Annotated in this window: 11 protein-coding genes; 2 read left to right on the top strand and 9 right to left on the bottom strand. The window is 47.2% G+C overall.

Annotated elements, in window-relative coordinates; all coding sequences use genetic code 11:
* Nucleotides 1–341 precede the first annotated feature (341 nt).
* The 4 genes from NT073_RS05135 to NT073_RS05120 all read right to left on the bottom strand — a co-directional run bounded on the left by NT073_RS05135 (nucleotide 342) and on the right by NT073_RS05120 (nucleotide 5,990).
* Nucleotides 342–3,485: a lantibiotic dehydratase gene (locus NT073_RS05135; protein WP_297369767.1), complete on the bottom strand. Its 3,144-nt coding sequence runs from the start codon at nucleotides 3,483–3,485 to the stop codon at nucleotides 342–344.
* A gap of 65 nt (nucleotides 3,486–3,550) precedes the next feature.
* Nucleotides 3,551–3,685, bottom strand: coding sequence for a hypothetical protein (locus tag NT073_RS05130; RefSeq protein WP_297369764.1), 135 nt, complete (start codon nucleotides 3,683–3,685; stop codon nucleotides 3,551–3,553).
* Between the two features lie 327 nt (nucleotides 3,686–4,012).
* Nucleotides 4,013–4,756, bottom strand: coding sequence for a LytTR family DNA-binding domain-containing protein (locus tag NT073_RS05125; RefSeq protein WP_297369761.1), 744 nt, complete (start codon nucleotides 4,754–4,756; stop codon nucleotides 4,013–4,015).
* Nucleotides 4,737–5,990: a histidine kinase gene (locus NT073_RS05120; protein ID WP_297369757.1), complete on the bottom strand. Its 1,254-nt coding sequence runs from the start codon at nucleotides 5,988–5,990 to the stop codon at nucleotides 4,737–4,739. The genes NT073_RS05125 and NT073_RS05120 overlap by 20 nt, the downstream gene beginning before the upstream one ends.
* A 101-nt stretch (nucleotides 5,991–6,091) precedes the next feature.
* On the opposite strand from NT073_RS05120, the gene NT073_RS05115 reads away from it, so the two are divergent.
* Together NT073_RS05115 and NT073_RS05110 are read left to right on the top strand one after the other, a co-directional pair.
* Nucleotides 6,092–8,488 (top strand): outer membrane beta-barrel family protein, encoded by a 2,397-nt coding sequence (locus tag NT073_RS05115; protein ID WP_297369755.1) that lies wholly within the window; start codon nucleotides 6,092–6,094, stop codon nucleotides 8,486–8,488.
* A 10-nt stretch (nucleotides 8,489–8,498) separates the two neighbouring features.
* Complete coding sequence (locus tag NT073_RS05110; protein ID WP_297369752.1) at nucleotides 8,499–10,091, top strand: serine hydrolase domain-containing protein; 1,593 nt, start codon at nucleotides 8,499–8,501, stop codon at nucleotides 10,089–10,091.
* A 75-nt stretch (nucleotides 10,092–10,166) separates the two neighbouring features.
* On the opposite strand, the gene NT073_RS05105 is transcribed toward NT073_RS05110, so the two are convergent.
* The 5 genes from NT073_RS05105 to NT073_RS05085 all read right to left on the bottom strand — a co-directional run bounded on the left by NT073_RS05105 (nucleotide 10,167) and on the right by NT073_RS05085 (nucleotide 18,217).
* A complete protein-coding gene (locus NT073_RS05105) occupies nucleotides 10,167–10,586 on the bottom strand; it encodes a hypothetical protein (protein WP_297369749.1) in 420 nt (139 codons plus the stop codon).
* A gap of 139 nt (nucleotides 10,587–10,725) precedes the next feature.
* Entirely contained in the window at nucleotides 10,726–12,435 is a 1,710-nt protein-coding gene (locus NT073_RS05100; protein WP_297369748.1) for a toprim domain-containing protein, read from the bottom strand.
* A gap of 44 nt (nucleotides 12,436–12,479) precedes the next feature.
* A complete protein-coding gene (locus NT073_RS05095; protein WP_297369745.1) occupies nucleotides 12,480–13,664 on the bottom strand; it encodes a DUF3945 domain-containing protein in 1,185 nt (394 codons plus the stop codon).
* A 133-nt stretch (nucleotides 13,665–13,797) separates the two neighbouring features.
* The gene (locus tag NT073_RS05090; protein WP_297369743.1) at nucleotides 13,798–15,000 is read right to left on the bottom strand and encodes a DUF3945 domain-containing protein; all 1,203 of its coding nucleotides are present in this window, start codon (nucleotides 14,998–15,000) and stop codon (nucleotides 13,798–13,800) included.
* 22 nt (nucleotides 15,001–15,022) lie between these two features.
* Nucleotides 15,023–18,217, bottom strand: coding sequence for a DUF3945 domain-containing protein (locus tag NT073_RS05085; protein ID WP_297369740.1), 3,195 nt, complete (start codon nucleotides 18,215–18,217; stop codon nucleotides 15,023–15,025).
* Nucleotides 18,218–18,279: the final 62 nt, after the last annotated feature.

Genomic DNA, 18,279 nt, shown 5'->3' with positions numbered 1-18,279 from the left:
AAATTTTTGATCAGATTTAGAGCAGTAAACACAAAGGCCAACCCATCTTGATGCCCTTTCAAGAAAGTTGACTTATCTAATTTGCTTTATTAAGCGGTATGCTTCGGCAGAAATGTGGCGAACTGACTGAACAAGTAGGTAAGAGGGGCGAATGATTAAGTTAAGTAGTACTATCTGAACAGATACTTAAATGATCAGCAGGGATCTGCTTTATTCAAGCATAAATACCGGTATACGGTGATGCGTTCGCTCAATGGCTTAATGAGCCGTTTTACAAGGAAGAATGACCTGAGCTGTCCGGGTAAACGGCCCTTGTTATGTCTACAACTAACTAGGCGTGATCAATGGGGGGACGCGGTATCTGTTTTCAGCCTAGCCAGGAGCGACTCATATCGACGCACTAAGAAGTGATAAATAACCAGCTCATGCCGCCGTTGTTCCGTGGGGAATAGACGGTTGATGTGCATGTGAATAAGGCTGGTTAGCAGCTCATCTTTAACGACCGTCTGGGGCTTTTGCTGATAGAATAAATTGATTTGATCAAGTGCCGCTTGAAACGCCTGCGAGCGGTGCAGGAAGTCGTCAGTAAGTTGTTGCGCCTGATCGAAGATTGAATCGGCATACTGACGAAATAAAGAATTTAAGCCTTTTTTGACAGATTTCAAACTGCCCTCCTCATGCCAGTAACTGGTTTGATTTCGTTGACAGAATGCAATTTTAGCTTCCAGTGAATAGCGAAAATCGTCTACTAAGTTACTGACCTGTCCTATGGCAAAAGCATAACGCTCGATATCAGATTTGGACGAGTTCTCCTGGGAGGACAAGTAAGTCAAAATCATCAGACTATCCTGGCTGAATACAGTCTCGCAGGCCGCCATCAATTCTGGCGTGTACCGTTCTATCTCACGCTGGTAGGTCTCGATTGAAAAGCGATAAACAAGTGAATCAGGTGTTGAGGGCGTGAAAAATGAATTACAGGCCTCAATAAGTTTACTAATAACACTTGTATCGGATTGAAAACGTATACGAATATGGAAGTCGGGATCGGCAAAGCGAATAAAGAAGAATTGTTGACATAACCCACTTGACAGGAGTTGATTAGTGAAGTCGAACAAGCAGTGCGTCAGAAAATAATCCGCCGCTAATTCACTGAGATAGATTTTGTAATATAACCATGGCCCACCTGGATACACGGTGCGGGCTTCCTGAGTAGTCTGATCGAAGACAACACGCTGCGTAGGATTGCCGGGCGTAGTCGAAAGCCCTTTCAGCGGTATGATCAGTTCAGACACAAAATATCTGTCTTTCTCGACAAGCCAGGGCTGGTAAGAAGCAGGTAACCATTCTGTCAATCGAATGAGCTCGTTTTTATTTAGTTCATCAAGGAGAATCGTTTGACAAGGTGCTGCATCCAGATCCAGAAACAGGGTAAGATCCCGCTCTATGAGCTGCAGGTACTTTGGTAGATTGTATAACCGGCGTATGTGTTGCAGGGTGACTGGGCCGTTCTGTTGAACAGTGGAACGGCGGATTGTCCAGCGTGCGGGTTGAAGAATTAAATTTTTGTAGGTTATTCGGGGCAGTACTGGCTGATCTTTGAAATAGCCCCATCGAACCCCATAGCGATTCGTTTCCAGCTGCTCGATGTATCCCAGGAATTGATAGATATCATCGCCTAACGTAAATTTATGCGCTGTACTAAGCCTAGGCCGTATTCGCTGGCCAGTTGATTTGTTGATGAGGTAGATTTGTTCCGTATGCGTAACGTAAACGCCTAAGTCGTTGAGGCTAATAACTCGATCAGCGGCGACCCCTGCCGGTGTCAGATAAGGTATTTCGTACGATCGTAAGACAGGCCTGGAAACTACATTTCGAGCCCGATTAGGGCTTGGCGGAGCATGTACAACTTCAGCCAGTATTTCATTTGGATACTGGGACTGCTCCCAAGCACACATCTCCTGAACCTGCCGGGTTAACAGGGGATCATTAAGACAAAACCTGCCGAGTAAAAAAGTGGGCGATGAGGTGGTTCCCGCATTAATCGAGAAATGCCAATGACTGGTCGGTAGAGGGTTGACCAAATCCTCTACGCTTTCTTTTGCTACGGGTGGTTGCTGATACAACTCGCCAAACAAATAAAAACTTGGCGGTAATGGCCGCTTGGGCTGATCTTCTAAAAGCGGGATGATATCCTCTTCGGTTAACGAAATTTCCATGTGCCCCGTTAACGAAAAGCGCTCGTAGATCAATTTAACAAGGTTTGAGGGGGTTTCGGAGGCTTCGTTGGCCGGTGATGCAAACGGAATTTGTTTTAACAGACTCGTACTTGCTTCCGACTGGACATGAAAGCCTAAACCGTATTCGGGATCGAGGGCCGTGAGCAAATCGACCGTTGCATCCTGATAACGTTCCCTAAATTTGCGAATAAAGTTGGCTATTGGAAACTCCCTCTTATTTTGAATTAATGGGAGAATCTGGGAAAACTGCTCGGCCAGCTGATGAACGAGTTGCTGGTTAAGCGATAACTGATCGGGAGTGAATACCAGATCCGTCTGGATCATTGACCCCGCGTATTCGGCAGGACTGCTTTGTGGATGGCCATTGATTTTTTTAAGCTTCTTTTGAGTGGCCTCTAAGCCCTCCAGTGTTTGATCCTGACTCATCAGATCGTTACTGATGGTCACTAATTCCCGAAGCAGCGGAGAAACTACCTGTTTTGTCTGATCCAGATGGGTCAATCTACTAATCCAACTTGGACCAGTTACCGGCATCATTAATGAGTTCGATAGAAATTGACTGTCAATTAATTGATTTACAAATACTTCAGCCTCCTGCTGGTCTTCCAAGTCGAATAGGGCCAGTAATGACTGGAAACTAAGGTAAGTTTCTTGGGTTAGTTTCTCAACGATTAGGCTTAATTCCGCTGTTACCGCGTAGGAGGTTAGTATAATCCTGAAGCCCGTTGATTCTGGAACGGATTGTGAAAATCGAAACTCTTCCCCTACCTGATAGAGGCTGTTATTGAGCGAATAAAGTAGCTGTTTGCGTACAAATGGTTCCTGCAGGATAATCTCACTAGCACTGGTGAGTAACGTGGCATCTGGTCGACTGACTACCCGCCACGGATGGCTACCCAATGTAAAAGCGTTTTGCTTGTCAACGCGGCCTAGCCCGGCCCCAGCGAATAAGCCGAAAGGAGTCGCTCGTGAATACGAGCGAAGGATGTACCGCCAAAGCGCTTTTAGGGTAGGTGAAGAAAGCTGTTGCTGATGAGCCTGCGAAAGCCAGGCTTCGTACAGGTCCGGACTTGCTAGAAACAACCCTTTTTGATTCCAGGGCTCCTTTAGCCAGTCGGTGATAAGGGGCAAGTAGTCTTGCGACTGATTCGCTTGTATTTGATCAAGACGATTAATTAAATCGCTTAGTGAATGGGTAGCCGCTCTAACGACAAAAAAAGAATGGTCACCAACTTCATTTTTTACCATAACCCTAAAAAAAATAAACCCAGCCCGTTATCAGGTGGGTTCATTAAAAAGGAGAACAAATCTCGTTAGTCACCACCGGTAGTGGTGGTAATGCTGCCTCCTGTGTTACCACCACCGGTCGAGCTTTTACCTGCGGATTTCACAACAGCCGGAGTCATCCGTGAGGAAACCTTAATTTCTTTGAGCTGGAAGCGTTTCATAAGGATTGAGTTTATATTAAGATTTTATCATCCAAATTTAAACGCAAATTCACCTTAATTCAAAAGTTTTCGACCACAGTTATCGTTATTGTCGTCATTCGCTTTGAGGAGTCTGCCGGGAGAGCGAGCTGACGCGTTGAAACTTGGCGGGGATTGAGTGAAAATCTGGGGGGTAATGATTTCTGTGCCATGGTTGCTACGAGATAAAGTGATGAGTTTAAAAGTACTTATTTCCTTTTTCAATCCTTAGAATAGGTGGCGAGTGGCAAAGAAATGAGGGTTAAGGGGGTCAGTGGCTCAGTGGTTCAACATCTTTCAGTTGACTTTTCACGACAGAGCGAGTTTGACTTGCTCCATACAGGATTTGCTGACCGGCAGTTCTTTTCCATTAGATAACAAGACTGAATTGGCGTTTAGCTTTTGCACATGATCCGTATTTACCATGAACTGACGATGGATACGTAAAAATGGCGATGGTAGATTATTCCCAATCGAGGTGAGTGTAGTCCGGGGGGTTAATGGTTTAGTTGGTGCCGAACGGCGATTAACCTTCACATAGTTGTCCCAGGATTCTATGTAAAAAATATCTTCAAAGGGTACTCGGAACAGTTCATAATTTGTCCGGATCAAAACAAGCTTTTTGTCGTTCTCTGCCCACAATACCTTTTCCGTAGCCTCCTGACCCGCCAGCGCATGCATTAAGCGCATGCGGTTTTCTACTTTGCTGATGGCTCCCTCGAACTTATCGAAGAAAATAGGTTTTTGCAGGAAATCAATCACTTCCAGTTCGTAGCCTTTCAAGGCAAACTCAACATGGGCTGAAGTAACGACCACCAGTGGCCGGGGCGTGGGTAAGGTTTTGAGAAAATCATAGCCGTTTTTACCTGGCAGATTAATGTCTAGAAAGATAAAATCAGGCTTTGTTTTGTCAATTAAGCTCCGAGCCTCAACGGCATTGAAAGCTGTACCGACTAATTCAAGCGTAGCAATCATTTCAATGTGTTCGCTTAGAATCTTCTGAGCCAGAGGCTCATCTTCGACAATCAGACACTTAATTCGTTTCGAATTCATAGTTAACTACGCTTGATTGATGAAGTGGAATTTCTAATTGAACATGATAGATATCGGCTTGCTCGTCAATGGTGCACTTGTATTGGTCGGGTTGAAATAACAGGTTAAGCCGTTGTCTGGCGTTGTAAAGTCCCAATCCACCCGCGTCTTTGCGGGTGGATGCGTTCTCGCTACTAACCGAATTTTTAATGTCCAAGCGCAGCAGAGCGGGGTTTTCCAGTATCTCAATCTTTATATCGATCCATCCGTCGTGGTAGCTTTTATGGATACCATGTTTAAAAGCGTTTTCAATGAAGGTCAAGAGCAGTAAAGGCGGTACCAACTGACCATCGGCGTTACCATGTCGGACAAAACTGATCACGCTTGGATCACGGAGTCGGCTTTGTTCAATCTCCACGTAATTCTGAAGAAACAGCAATTCTTCTTTCAGCTCGACGAAATTATTGTGGGTTCGGTACAGCGTATACCGTAAATAATCAATCAATCGACGCAACAGTAAGGCGGCTTCGCTGTTGGTTCGGTGAATGAGGGCATACAGGTTATTGAGTACATTGAACAGAAAATGAGGGTTAATCTGATCCTGCAGATATTTAAGCTGATTTCGGGCTAGCTTCTGATTCTGATCGTATTTCTTTATGTTATCAACTCCCCAGGTGGTTAGCCAGCGTATAAGTCGCAATTGACAGGGAAGCAGTAGATAGGATAGATTAAACGCCCAGATAAAGCCCTGGGCACCCTGAGAACGAAGAAAAGCGAAAGGCCCCAGATCCAAGACATACTTCGCATTTCGTTCAATAAAGCCGGGAACTGGCTTAAAATGGGTGACAGCATACCCGAATATATAATAGTCATACACATTGAAGAGCAGAAAGACCAGGAAAAAAGAGCTGATCAGAAAAGCAATTCTTCGCCAGAGCACTTTCCGGGTGGCATAGTAATAGATCAGCACTTTTAAAAGTGATGGTAAGACGAGATACCCTACTATATAATAGGTAACTATAGTGGTCACAAGGTGGCTCATGAACATGAACCGATGTAAGCCCGGGTCCACCGGAAGCTCAGGCCGAAGCTTAAGCATCCGGTAAAAATCATTGTAATTCTCATAACAGTTCCAAAGCCAGTACAGCACGTGAATAGCAATGCGCTGAGGGGTTATCTTCCGGCCGATGGTCAGTTGCTGAATGAATTCCGGGTTAAGATTTTCTGGGTTATCTTTAGATGAAAAAAGGGACATACCTATATGTAGCTAATGACCGACCGATGAATAAACCAAAAACTCTTTACTCAGTTTTATTTCTTCATGCCTTCCTGACTATCTTTTTCACAAATTGCACTATGATGCGTGCGGTTGGTCAGTCTACTCCAGCACTTCCGGTTTCTCTAACAATAGCTGGCCAGCTTACCTCCGAGACCAAACAACCCGTTATCCAAGCGACGGTTTCTCTGCTACAGGTCGATTCTTCCCTTATCCTGACGGCGCAAAGCGATTCAAGTGGTTACTTTCGAATCAATGTCGTTCATAATGGTGCCTATCTGGTACGAATAACGCACGTTGGACTTCAATCTATATTCCAACCTGTTGTTTCAAGCGATTCGACCAGTAGCGCCCCTCTGGCCTTCACCATGCAGACTAAGGCATTAAACTTAGCTGAAGTATCAGTAAAACAAAAGCGGCCATTCATTGAATTACTAGGTGACCGAACGCTGCTGAATGTCGAAGACAATCCACTGTACTCGGGCGGAACGACTCTTGATCTACTGAGCCTGGCACCCCGGCTGTCTATCGACGTTATCAATCGAAAAGTGGCCATTGACGATAAACCGGGGGTTGTGCTTTATCAGGATAACCGGCAAGTCTATATACCTTCCGAACGGATTGTAGCTTACTTACAAAGCCTGCCGGCCAACTCCATCTCACGGATCGAGATATTAACAAATCCATCCGCTCGCTATGATGCAAACTCGGGTGGAGTCATCTTATTATTTACCAAAAACTTTTATCAACAGGGAACAAGTCTGGACCTTGACCTTACAGGTGGATTTGGCCGGTATATTAAAGCGAATGCATCCGTTGGCGTGTCAGTCCAGAAAACAAAATTGTCTGGTAAATTCCTTTACAATCCTTCTTATCGACCAACGTATTTTAGTTGGAATACGTACCAGACGGTACCTGCTGGCCAGTATGCAGAGTCCGGCTATTCATCGGGTAATCAACTAAACAAGGAAGACATCAGTGCTCATTTGTTTCGCACGAATTGGGATCTCAAGCTGACCAAGCAGCAAACCATTGGGGCTGTGCTTATGCTTAACCAGATTAGTGATACGCAGAATCCATCGTCTTCTCTGGAGTACCAGCTGGCCTCGCCTTCGGCCAGACTGACCAAGATCAATTCAATCTCTCAACTGCGCTCTCGGCAACTCAATCTATCCGCTAATGTGAATTACCAGTTTACTTTTTCGAAACCCCAAACGTTTCTGACAATTGATATTGATGCAGCCCAGTATACTGACAATTCCCGATCCCGGGCTGATTACACTCTTTTGCCGGATCAGCCAAGGCCTAGTGAATCACTGGTGATTGACTATCCGAATACCATCCGGTTTAAAACAGCTAAGGCAGATTTTACGACGGCAATATTTCAGAAGGGTACGCTGGAGACCGGCGTCAAATACAGTGCTATCACTTTACAAAATCAACCCGATCTTCTTAAAGCTACGCCAGGTTTTGATTCACTTAAACGTTCTTTAATCCGGGCATTTCATTACGATGAATTTACTTCAGCGGCGTATAGTTCGGTGAGCTACCAGTGGTCGGGCATTTCCGTACGGGCTGGTTTACGTCTTGAGCATACCCACTATGAGGCTCAGGTTAATAACCGGTTGGAGGTGATACGGGATTACACAAATTTATTTCCTACAGTTAGTATCCAGTATACCAACAAACAAAGTTTCAAATACACCCTCAACTTTAATCGCCGAATTGTTCGACCTGCTTTTGACGTCCTTAACCCATCTTATATATTTTATAACCCGTTGACGCTTTACACCGGCAATCCACTTCTTTTGCCTCAGTTATCCAGTAGTTTTCAGCTTGGCCTAATTACCCCGAAACGGTTGTCGCTCTCCCTTTCCTATAATCATAGTCGGAATCGTATTACTGAGATACTCTTCCGAAACGACACCACATCAGCTGCTATTTTGAACTATTATATAAATTTTGACTGGGAAAAGAGAATGTCGCTGGTGCTATCAATACCGGTGAAAATACGCCCATTCTGGCAGGTCCAAGCAACGATGACGGGTTTGATGAGCCGCTTTTATTCCACCTTTGAACGTGTGCCCATTACCACATCACAGCCCACGGTTGTGGTTAAACTCTTGAATACGTTCAGCATGGGCAAGTTGTCGGCAACTCTCGCTTTCACGGGTCGAAATACAGCTTTAATCGGGTATCTAAAATATAAACCGATCTGGTACCTTGATGCCGGCTTACAATACTCGATTAATAATAATTCCAGCCTCAAAATGTCAGCCACTGACATCTTCCATACGTTACTTTTACAGAACTATGGGAATTACTTGAATACATCCGTTGCTTTTTACCATAAATCCGAAACCCAGCAGCTCCTTGTTAGCTACGCGCTACGGTTTGGTCATACCAAAGCCAAACCGGTTAATGAACGCGAATTCGGATCTGAGTCTGAACAGCAGCGGTTGGGAGGAAAACGCTAACAGTCCGAACATGCCCTTTAACGCTTCATTGAAAGTATTAGCTTTTATGGCTTTATATCAACCGAAATTGCCAACACTCTTGGCTTTCTTGCTTCTTTGTTTTCCCTTCGTCAGCCACGCCCAAACGCCTTCCTTTATCTCTGACAGCTTGGATCGTTACGTTCAGAAAGGCATGCAGAATTGGCAAATACCTTCGATGGCCGTCGGCATCGTTCAAGATGGAAAAATCATTATTTCAAAGGGGTACGGGGTAAGAGAACTGGGAACAGCCAAGCAGGTTGACGAAAATACGCTGTTTCCCATTGCGTCTAATACTAAGCTCTTCGTAGCTACTGCTTTCGCTCACCTGGCTCATCAGAAAAAGCTTAACCTGGATGACCCCGTCGTTAACTACCTGCCATCCTTTAAAATGTATGATGCCCAGGTTACCCCACTCTTATCAATCCGGGACTTATTATCCCATCGGCTTGGGCTTGCCGGTCACAAAGCTGATTTTGTCGCTTGGAATACTAGTTATAGCCGGTCGCAGCTCACGCAAAAACTTGCCCAGCTAAAGCCGGACTTTCCCTTTCGCCAGCAGTTTGGTTATTCAAATTTAGGCTATGTGGCAGCCGGTGAAGTGATGGCATCCATTACAGGGAATACCTGGGAGCATGAGGTCGATAACTTGTTGCTAAAACCTCTCGGTATGCAACGAACCTATTTTGATCTGACAACGATCAGGGATTCCAATGTAGCTAAACCCTATTCCACCTGCTGTACTACATCCGATCAACCGATTACACTACCCTATGACTCGCTTGGCAGTATTGGTGCGGCAACGGGGATGGTGTCTTGTTTGAAGGATATGAACACGTGGATGCTGATGCAACTTGACAGTGGACGCTACCAGCAAAAGTCTGTTGTGCCATGGGAAACGATTGCCGCTACCCGACAGCCTAATACGATTGCCAGCACTTCACCTATTCCCGGTTTTCCAATTGAAAGTCAATTCTACGCTTTGGGAGTTAGCCTTCTTTACTACGCAGGCCATCAGGTTTTTCTGCATACTGGAACAAGCTTCGGCTACCGAAGTGCTTATTGCATTGTACCCGATAAAAAAGTAGCGTTCTTTATATTTTCCTCGAATGATCTTAATACTTTTTACGAGGCATTACTTTTTCAACTACTAGACAGCTATTTAGGACAACCTTACACCAACCGGGCTGACTACTTTTTTAAAGGCTACCAACGCCGGCAGCACAATGCGAAAGAGATACTTACCATGCTTGATAAACGTGTCTCGGCCGCTAAACAACCCCCTTTCTCCATCAATTCACTTAAAGGCACGTATCATAACCCATTATACGGTAATCTCACCATCACAACCCTGGGCACTGGGAAAGGAAAAACGAATATCTTGGTTCGCTTTGAACATCACCCGTCCTTAACGGCTCAACTGGACTATATGGATGGCAATGAGTTTAGGATGACTTTTTCAAATGTGCATTTTGGCATTACACCCGCCACTATTTCTGTATCGCTCTCCGGAGTGGTGAATGGAATAGCGTTCGCTCCTTCTGATTTCTTGGATGACGACGTGTATAAGTTCACAAAAAAATAAAGTCCAGAGCCCCTTAATGGCGGCTATGGACTTGTACGAGGATCATACCAGTAGAACGAACTTAAGTCACTTCTACTAATCATCCTGGCTTCCGATTTCATCCAGTAATTGATTCCAATCCTCATCATCGTCATCTGATAGATCAGAATTTACATCGGCTAATTCCCTGAATCCAATAAAGTTGAGTTGGCCTTCCAGCCAGCAACGGGTTGATTCAGGAGACATGAGTTGACCTTCCTGGTTCACATTGATCCAGATGGCCCGGCCATAATAAACCGCACCCGTTCCAAGCCATTGCCAGCCAGGTGGCAATGGGGGTTGAGTCAGGACATCCCCATTCATGATCGCCCGATCACCGCACGGATGATGAAGAAAAAAACCAATCTCTACGGTACCGATCCAACGGCTAATATCCGACAGGGAATCGGTTAGCTCGATTGGATATACCGACTCAAGGTAAGGATCGATTAGCCAGGCGGAAAATAAAGGCTGCATAGTCGCGGACGTTTTACAGGTTACTTGACGGGTATAAAAGTAACGATGAGCGGCAATTACCTGGTGAATAAAGGCCCTAAACGAACTTAACGCGCAGTCGAAAATGTAACTAGGTTTCGTAATTGTATCGGTACACCGATTACGAGCGTCGTATTCGATTTGTTGATACCGGCTTATCGGTAAGCACCGCTGGCTTCACATGTTCTTTAGGGTCGACGGGCTTACCCGGAGGAGGGGCGGTTTGTGAATTTGGCGGCACCGTCGCTGGTGTTTCTTTCCGAAATCGCTTGGCGCCATCTTTTGGTAATTCATTATTGACCGCTCCCTTCTCATATTGATGCAGCGGTAATCCTGTTGGTCCAACCTTCACCGTTGATTTTTGATTGGCGAGGGCAGCCGGGTCGTTTTTGAATTGAGACTGCAATTTTACTAGCCACTCGGGTTGAAGCGTGATGGGGTCATGTTGCCGGTTCTCAGGTCGGTTAGCCCTTATTTTATCAATTTCCTGCTGAATCTTATCGGCTTTTACTTTTAAGTCATCATTAAAATCTTTCTCCACCGAGCGGTTCACGTAAAAGTGATTGTCCGTTAGCCGGATTTCTTTGGTTAGGTTTTCCGCCCGGATCAACATAGGTCTGTTATTGGGAATATCAACAGTAATTTCCGTATCACCCAAATACGTTTTCCCCACTTTTACTTTAGCTTTCGTCTCGTCAACTAAATGGCCCTGATTCATAACCGAACCAATTCGCTGGGCAAGCTCCTCGGGCGATTTACCCGGCGGGGATTCCACGCCCTTAGGTAAGGTTAACCGTAACTGATTTGGATTGCCTGTCTTTTGATTGCCCTCCGTCATATACGCCTGCCAGGCCTGGTCCGGTTGACCAGGTAGTTTCAAGCTACCCATGTATTGAATATTAAAGCGTATCCCCGAGAAGTCATTATCGTTGGCTAAGATGAACCGTTCGGGTTTTATGGTATCAATGATTTTTTGTAACGTGGGCAATTGCAGACCACCGGGCTGCCCCCCTGTCGATACATAAAGCCGGTCGCCAGCTTGACGGGGCGGGTGTAGCTGGTAGTGAGAGAGGGCGTCGATGGGGTTTTCGGTAATGACAATTTCCCGGGGTTTTACGCCTGGAATAACGTTGGATAACCAAACACTATCGTGTTTGGGAGAGACGAGCATATTATGACTGGCATTGCGCGTGTTGAGAGTCACGATGTGTTCCATATTACGCATCGGGAAGGCCGTGTTGGTGCCGGTATAGCCGTTTTTCGTCTCAAACGGGCGTTGCACAATCTGGCCTTTGAATTCTGGCGCATCGATGGTCTTGTCCTCAATATGACGACTATATAGCCAATTGCGTTGTTGCAAGGGCTCGATGTTAAGCAGTCGGGCCGTTGTGGTTTCATCCAGCTGACGAATGTCTTTCAAGCCAATGGGCCGGATCGACTCATGGGAGGTGTAAACATTACCTACCATGGGGCTAAGGTGAGCATGTAACTGTTTCCAACCATCCCGACTGCCCAGATCCAGGTTTAATTTATTGGATACCATGTTAATGATCGTTCCCCGGTCGCGGTTATCCTGAAACGATTTATAGGCATAATGTCCGGTTTCCTGTACCCGGTGCACGGTGATCTTTCGCCCGGTGGATTCCTCTTCCAGAGCCGCCCAGTTTTTACCGTGTTTCCCCTTAATCGGCTGCCAGCCCTGATCAATGAGATAAGTCACTAAATTGATATCCGATTTATACCGATCGGTGAGTGAACGCTCCTCGGCAACCCGACGATCGTAAGCATCTTGGCGGTTGGTACGTTTGGCTTCCTGCGGTTGAGTTGACATAGCGATTCAATTTATAACAGGGGAAAAAGGACGGGACGAAGGCCTTACGGACGAGGTCCTTTGGGAGGCTTCACGTCTGTTTTGGGTTTACTAACTTTAGCCTTGGCTGTTTTCGCCTCTACATCGGGCTTCACCTGGGCCGGTTTGGTCGTTTGCTCCCCTTGTTTAGTCACCGATGCCGTCTTCAGTTGCTGCTGGGCTGAGTGTGGGATGGGGCGGGCAGCTGTCTGGAGATCAGTGCCGCTGGGGGGTAGGTCATTTTTTTTGTTCAGCGTCTTCATTAAATCAAGGTGCAGTAGACGTTGAACGGATTCGGGTGTTTGCTGAAGGACAGGAAGGAGCGGTTGATTTTTTCCAATCGCTTTATCCAGTTGCTGACTGAGCTGAAGTAACGCTTCAGCCTCCGTTTTTGTGGCCATGATTGGCAGGGCAAACAACTTGCCGGTTTCGGGAGCCTGGGCAAGCTGGGGAAGTTTTATCGATAATACGTATTTGGCTTTTTCGGCCTGCGGGATGACCAACACTTCAACCCCATTCGGGTAAGCTTGCGTTGTTTGCCTTATTCCCTTTCCGGCGTAACTTAAACTATCCAGTAGTGGCGTAGCCGAAGTAGATCGTTCAGCAGCTTGTGAGGTAACCAACTGGCTAGTTTTCGGGGTTTGTTCCAGTTTGGGCGGCTTGATGCGTTCAAACTTAAACCCGCTCCTAGAGGCTGCCAGACGGACAAAGGCCGAAAACGTCTGGTCATCTTTTTTCATGTTATTGATGCGGATCGAGTATCCTTCCCGTAACCGCTCTTTGGCGGACGGATCAATGGGTACGCCCAACAACTTGTCCGGTATCGGAAATTTATCGGTGTTAATCACCGTCATTTTTTGCGTTTCCGGATTAATGCCAATGATGCCTCTAAAGGGTGTACCAGACGATGGGTCGATGAGTTGAACGGCGCGCCCCATATCGCCGTACCGCTGGAGATTTTCCTTATCAGTGGGACTAAATTGGTGGCCCAGGTAATTATCTCTCAGCTGCAGCCGCGCCTGCACATGCATTACGTTGATCGATAAACCCCGCGTTGGATGATTAATGACGCTGAGCTTGGCGGCATCGCCATCCTTCAATGGAATGATGTTGGTTTGTTTACCGTCCAGTAATTTCTTTATCTCAAGGCCGACCGGTGCGGAAACTAAATTAGACGATAAGTCCAGGTGAGCGGCTAGAACTGGACGCATCTGTTCTATCGTATAGCGTTTACCTATCAACGTAGATACATCAATTGGAGAGGTGTTCTCGACGGTGCTATCCATTCATTTAATATTTTGTATATAACGTGAAATTACAAGCTCACTCGTTTATAATAGCGTTTTATACCCGTTTCTTACCGTATCCCGCTTTAGCCGAGGCAATGGGCTCAGTCTGTTTCGTATTTTTATCCGTCTTTGCTACGGGCTCATTTTGGCGTGCGGGGCTTGGCGGGGTAGCCGTACGCGCGGGCGTTCTTCCCTCCGACAACGATGAAAATTTTTGATCAGCTCGCTTAATTTCCTCCGCTGTCGCGGTTTTTTTGGGTGGCAATACGACCCCACTCTGTTCCTTTCGATAATCCAGAATTTCCATTTTAGCCTGCGCCCTTGGACTTTTCAATTCCTGGCCATGGGGGATACGGTTTAAGGGCCTCCATTCAACCGGTGAGTCACTTACCTTATTGACCCGAATCATATCCTGATAGGTTAATGCGCCCGCAGGTTTGCGAACGATTTGGCCTTTTTCATCCTTGGCCGATACGATCGTTTTCTTCCATTGTTCGTCGGCCGCCTGACGAGCAACCTGTTTAGGCGTCAACTCAGCGGGTTGTGGCGCATTTCGTTGCGTATCTCGTTTTACCTGGAGGGCGTTGAGAGCCGCCTGGTTGACAGGCGTAAATTTCAACCCTCGTTTATGGGCGGCTACCTGCACGTCGGCGGTAAAGGGCTTGCCATCCAGACCCGTCATGTTTTTTACCCGGATGACTCCGTGGTTTTTCAGCGTCTGCTGCTGTTTGTCCGTAATGGGCACGTTGCGTAGAACGGTTGGTGGTACGAATCGTTCTTGCCGAAAGACGGTCAGCCGATTTGTCTGGGGATCATAGCCCACCAATCCCATAAACTGTTGATTGGTCTCTTTATCCGTCAACGGGACGGGACGGCCTAATTCACCGGTTCGTTGCAGCCGGATGTGATCTTCGTGCGTGAGCTGGTAGCCCAAAAAGCGGGGGGCCGGCGTTCGCTCTAGTTGCCGGGGAATCAGTTCAACGCGGGGACCTTTCCCCGGATCGTCATAGACAAATAAACGGCCCTGAACCGGGGTAGTGGTTCCGTTGCTATCCGTTTGATTCAGGGTTAGGCTGGACGTACGACGGGCATTTAATAGCTCGCGCATATCCTCGGGCGATAAGCTTTCCTTTTGAATACCCAGCGGTTTAAGCTGCATTTCCAGTTGCTCCCAGGTGAAGCGGTTGCCGGTTTCCAGCGGACGCGGATTAACGGGCTTTTCGACCCTGTTTAAGCTGTTATAATCTGTAGAAGCCATAGTGTCGGTATTGATTGAAATCTTAAGAGTGACGGCGAACCGTGGGTTGTTTAGGCCGGTCCGCCGGTGCGGCTGATTTAACGGCGTTGGTTGGCCCTTTTTTCTCGTTGGTCGAGTCCGAATTCTGCCGCGCGTTACCAGCCGGTTTTTGCTCAAGATTACCCGTCTGGTTTTGCGTTATTCGGGTCGCTCCATTTTTTGAAACAACGCTGGTATCCGTTTGGGTCTGGGGCTGGAAGCGGGCTTTGGCTTTCTCCAATTCATGAGGCTTGGCTTCCTGTAGGCGAATGCCACCGATAGGCGGATTTCTTTCCAGTTTCGTCAGTAATCGGGCCTGTTCCGACGGTGATAACAAGGTGTTGTCTTGCGGTTTCATCGTAAGGGGCAAGTATGCCTTTGAAACCCCATCCTTTTTGACCGCAATGGAATCCGAGTAAGTCAGTTCTTTAACTTTTTTACGCTGTTCAAGTCCATCCCCCGTTTTTACGTCGAGGGTTGTATTGAGCCACTTCTGATTGTTCTCTGGCGTCAGCGATTTGAGATAAATCACAAAACCCTGATTCGGCTTATCCCCACTTGCCGGCTGAGGTTGCAAAGGGCCTTGTTTGATGTTCTGCGGGATCGTTTCCCGCTGCTTTTTGCCGATACGATCCAGTCGAAACTGCCCCTCCACCGCCGAGAATTGTAGCGTTGCCGCATAGGGCTTTTTATTCTCATCTAGCAGCCCCGTTAACTTGATTTGTTTACCGTCGCGCAGCAGCTCCTGTTGCTGGGTGGTCAATGGCTGACCCTTAACCTCAGCGGGCACTTTTATGGATTCTTTATCAATGGTCCGCAGTAGTTTAGCTACCGGATCATAGCCGACCAGAACTTCCCGTTTGGTAGCGGTTTGAGCATCCGTGTACTCAACGGGTCGGTTAGCCATGCCTGTCCTTTGCAACCGCATAATGTCCTCTGTATATAAGTTAAGCCCCTTCGGGACAGACAATGAGGTTTTGAGTTGGGGTGGCTCAATGTGAACCTGGGGCCCTTTACCTGGAATCTCAATGAGCAGCAGTTTTCCCTGGGCTGGGGCTACTATACCGTTTCTGTCCTTTATGGTGAAGGATACGTTCGGGTGCGTAGCATAGCCATCCAGTAATAATGCTTTGTTCAACGGATCAATTGATTTTTCTGAAATGCCCAGTTTATCCATCTGGGGCTTGATCTGTTCCCAGCTGTAGCGCTTTTCCTGGTTCACGTAGGCGGCCTGCTGCCGAAATGTTTCAGGTACAATGGGTTGGGTCGTGGCTTGTTTATCTGAGGCCTGGCTATGAGCCGTTGCCGCGGATACGGTTGGCTGATGAGCTGCCGTCGACTTGAGTACATCCGTAGCTAATACCCGTGCCGGCGAATTGGTAACAGCAGTTGTAGTACTAGTTTCTGAAGGTCTGGTTTGCTGACGCGACTCCAACCGGTCGAGCAGTTTTATAGCCAGCTTGTCCAAAAAATGATCCATTATCCGGGACACCATCGATTTTGGCCCAGCTTCTGGTGCTGTGGTCTGGCCGTACTGACGGGTAGTAGTATCCACGCTTACTGGCGGTCCAGGCCGCTCTGAATCGACTTGTTGAGACCGGGAATTGGGGCTTGCCGTTGGTTTTGGGTCAATCGGTTGATTGGCCGTCACTTTCTGAACGTCGGCCTGGTTGATTCCCGCGGGACGCGTTCGCCGTTCGAGTTCCCGAATTAATTCCTCCAGTGACAGCTGATTGGCTTTCGATGAACCATCCGGCGTAGTTGGCTCGTCGGTTGGCTTCCGCTTGAAACCAAAGTTCTCTCCCTTAAACAGTTTGTCCATCAGGTCCTGAACAATTTTGTAATTATTCAGAAAATTGGACACCATACCCCCTTCAGTTAATTTCAATTGAAGGATTTTCGTTAATAAACCCCATGATGATTCTCCTTCGTCAGCTACCCGTTTGGCCGGTGCCGGATTGGGCCCTTTTTCGCCGGGCATAGGCAATGATGCATCCCCTTCCGCTACTGAACGACCAGGTAGGGCGGGCGATTTTACCGAATCAAAAGCAACATTAGCGGGCTTTATGGTTGTTTCCTTAGCATCCTGATCCGTTGGAGTATTTATCGACCGTTTTTGATCCTGAACAGGTTCCGTTGAGTCGAACGCTTTTTTAAGGCGCTCTAACAAATCAATGTTCTTTACCGCTTCACCCGGTGGTGGTAAGGTTAGCGGCGTTTCGCCCGATTGATGATTTCGAACCACATTCATCAAACTAACCATGTCAATCGGCGTACTAGGTCCGTGGTGTACTACGGCTGGAAACTGTTGCGTTGTTTCTTTCAACTCCATCAAGTAATCCGTAACCCGCTGCTGCACCTCAGGCTGTCTGGTCGTATCTAACTTTTCGACCAATTGATGCATTTGCTGCCGAGTCGTATTTTCGTTGAAAATCGCTCGGGATATTTCCTCATTGCTTAAATAGTTATCGCCTTCTAGGTACTGTCGTAATTGACGAGCAAGGGCCGGCAATGCCAAACTCATTTCTGTTGTTTGAATACCCTCTGCGATCCCTAACTGCGTGGCATCGGACCGGCTCCGTTCACTGGCCATGTCAACGCGCCAGCTTTGTGCATCCATTGGCAGTAGTCCTTGATCCTTCAGCCCCTGACGAATCGGCTCGTCCACTAAACCCGGTAATTCAATACTCCGGGTGTACAGGAGTTCGAACTGGGGATACATCTCCCCCTTACGGGCTACAGTCGTATCAACGACTGCCTCACTAACCGGCTTTAGCGCATGGGCTGGTATTTCCCCTGCGTAATCGTTTAGGTAGCCAGTTATTGAGGCCGGAATCTGACCCCGTTGAAGGCCCTGCTGTTCAGCATCAGATAAGGGATTTTGCTGCTGCTGAATGCGTTGCTGGCGAAATGGCTCCAGCAATTCCTGCATGATCGGGTCCTGGGTGTAAAGCACGGTTCGTAGATCATCGGACGGCCGGGCATCCAGGGGCTTTCCCACGGCGGCGGCGCGTTCCTGGGCGGCCATATCATTGTTGATGATCGTAGCCAAGGGAACGTAGAGATTGGCCGGTAGTCGATTGTCATTTTCTTGCCGATAGGTTAAAATCGGCTGGGGCAATTGGCCCCGCTGGGCAAAAGCCGACAGCTCAGCAACCGTCAGGTCAAGGGCAGGTTCTGTAACGGGTTGAGGTTGCATCTTGGATCAGTACGTTAAGTGATTTATGCAAAAAAATGGTCAGTATCTAATCAAGATGTAAT

This window comes from Spirosoma sp. (genome assembly GCF_026391055.1).
Lineage (GTDB): Bacteria > Bacteroidota > Bacteroidia > Cytophagales > Spirosomataceae > Spirosoma.
This window is presented reverse-complemented; position numbering and strand designations above follow the sequence as displayed.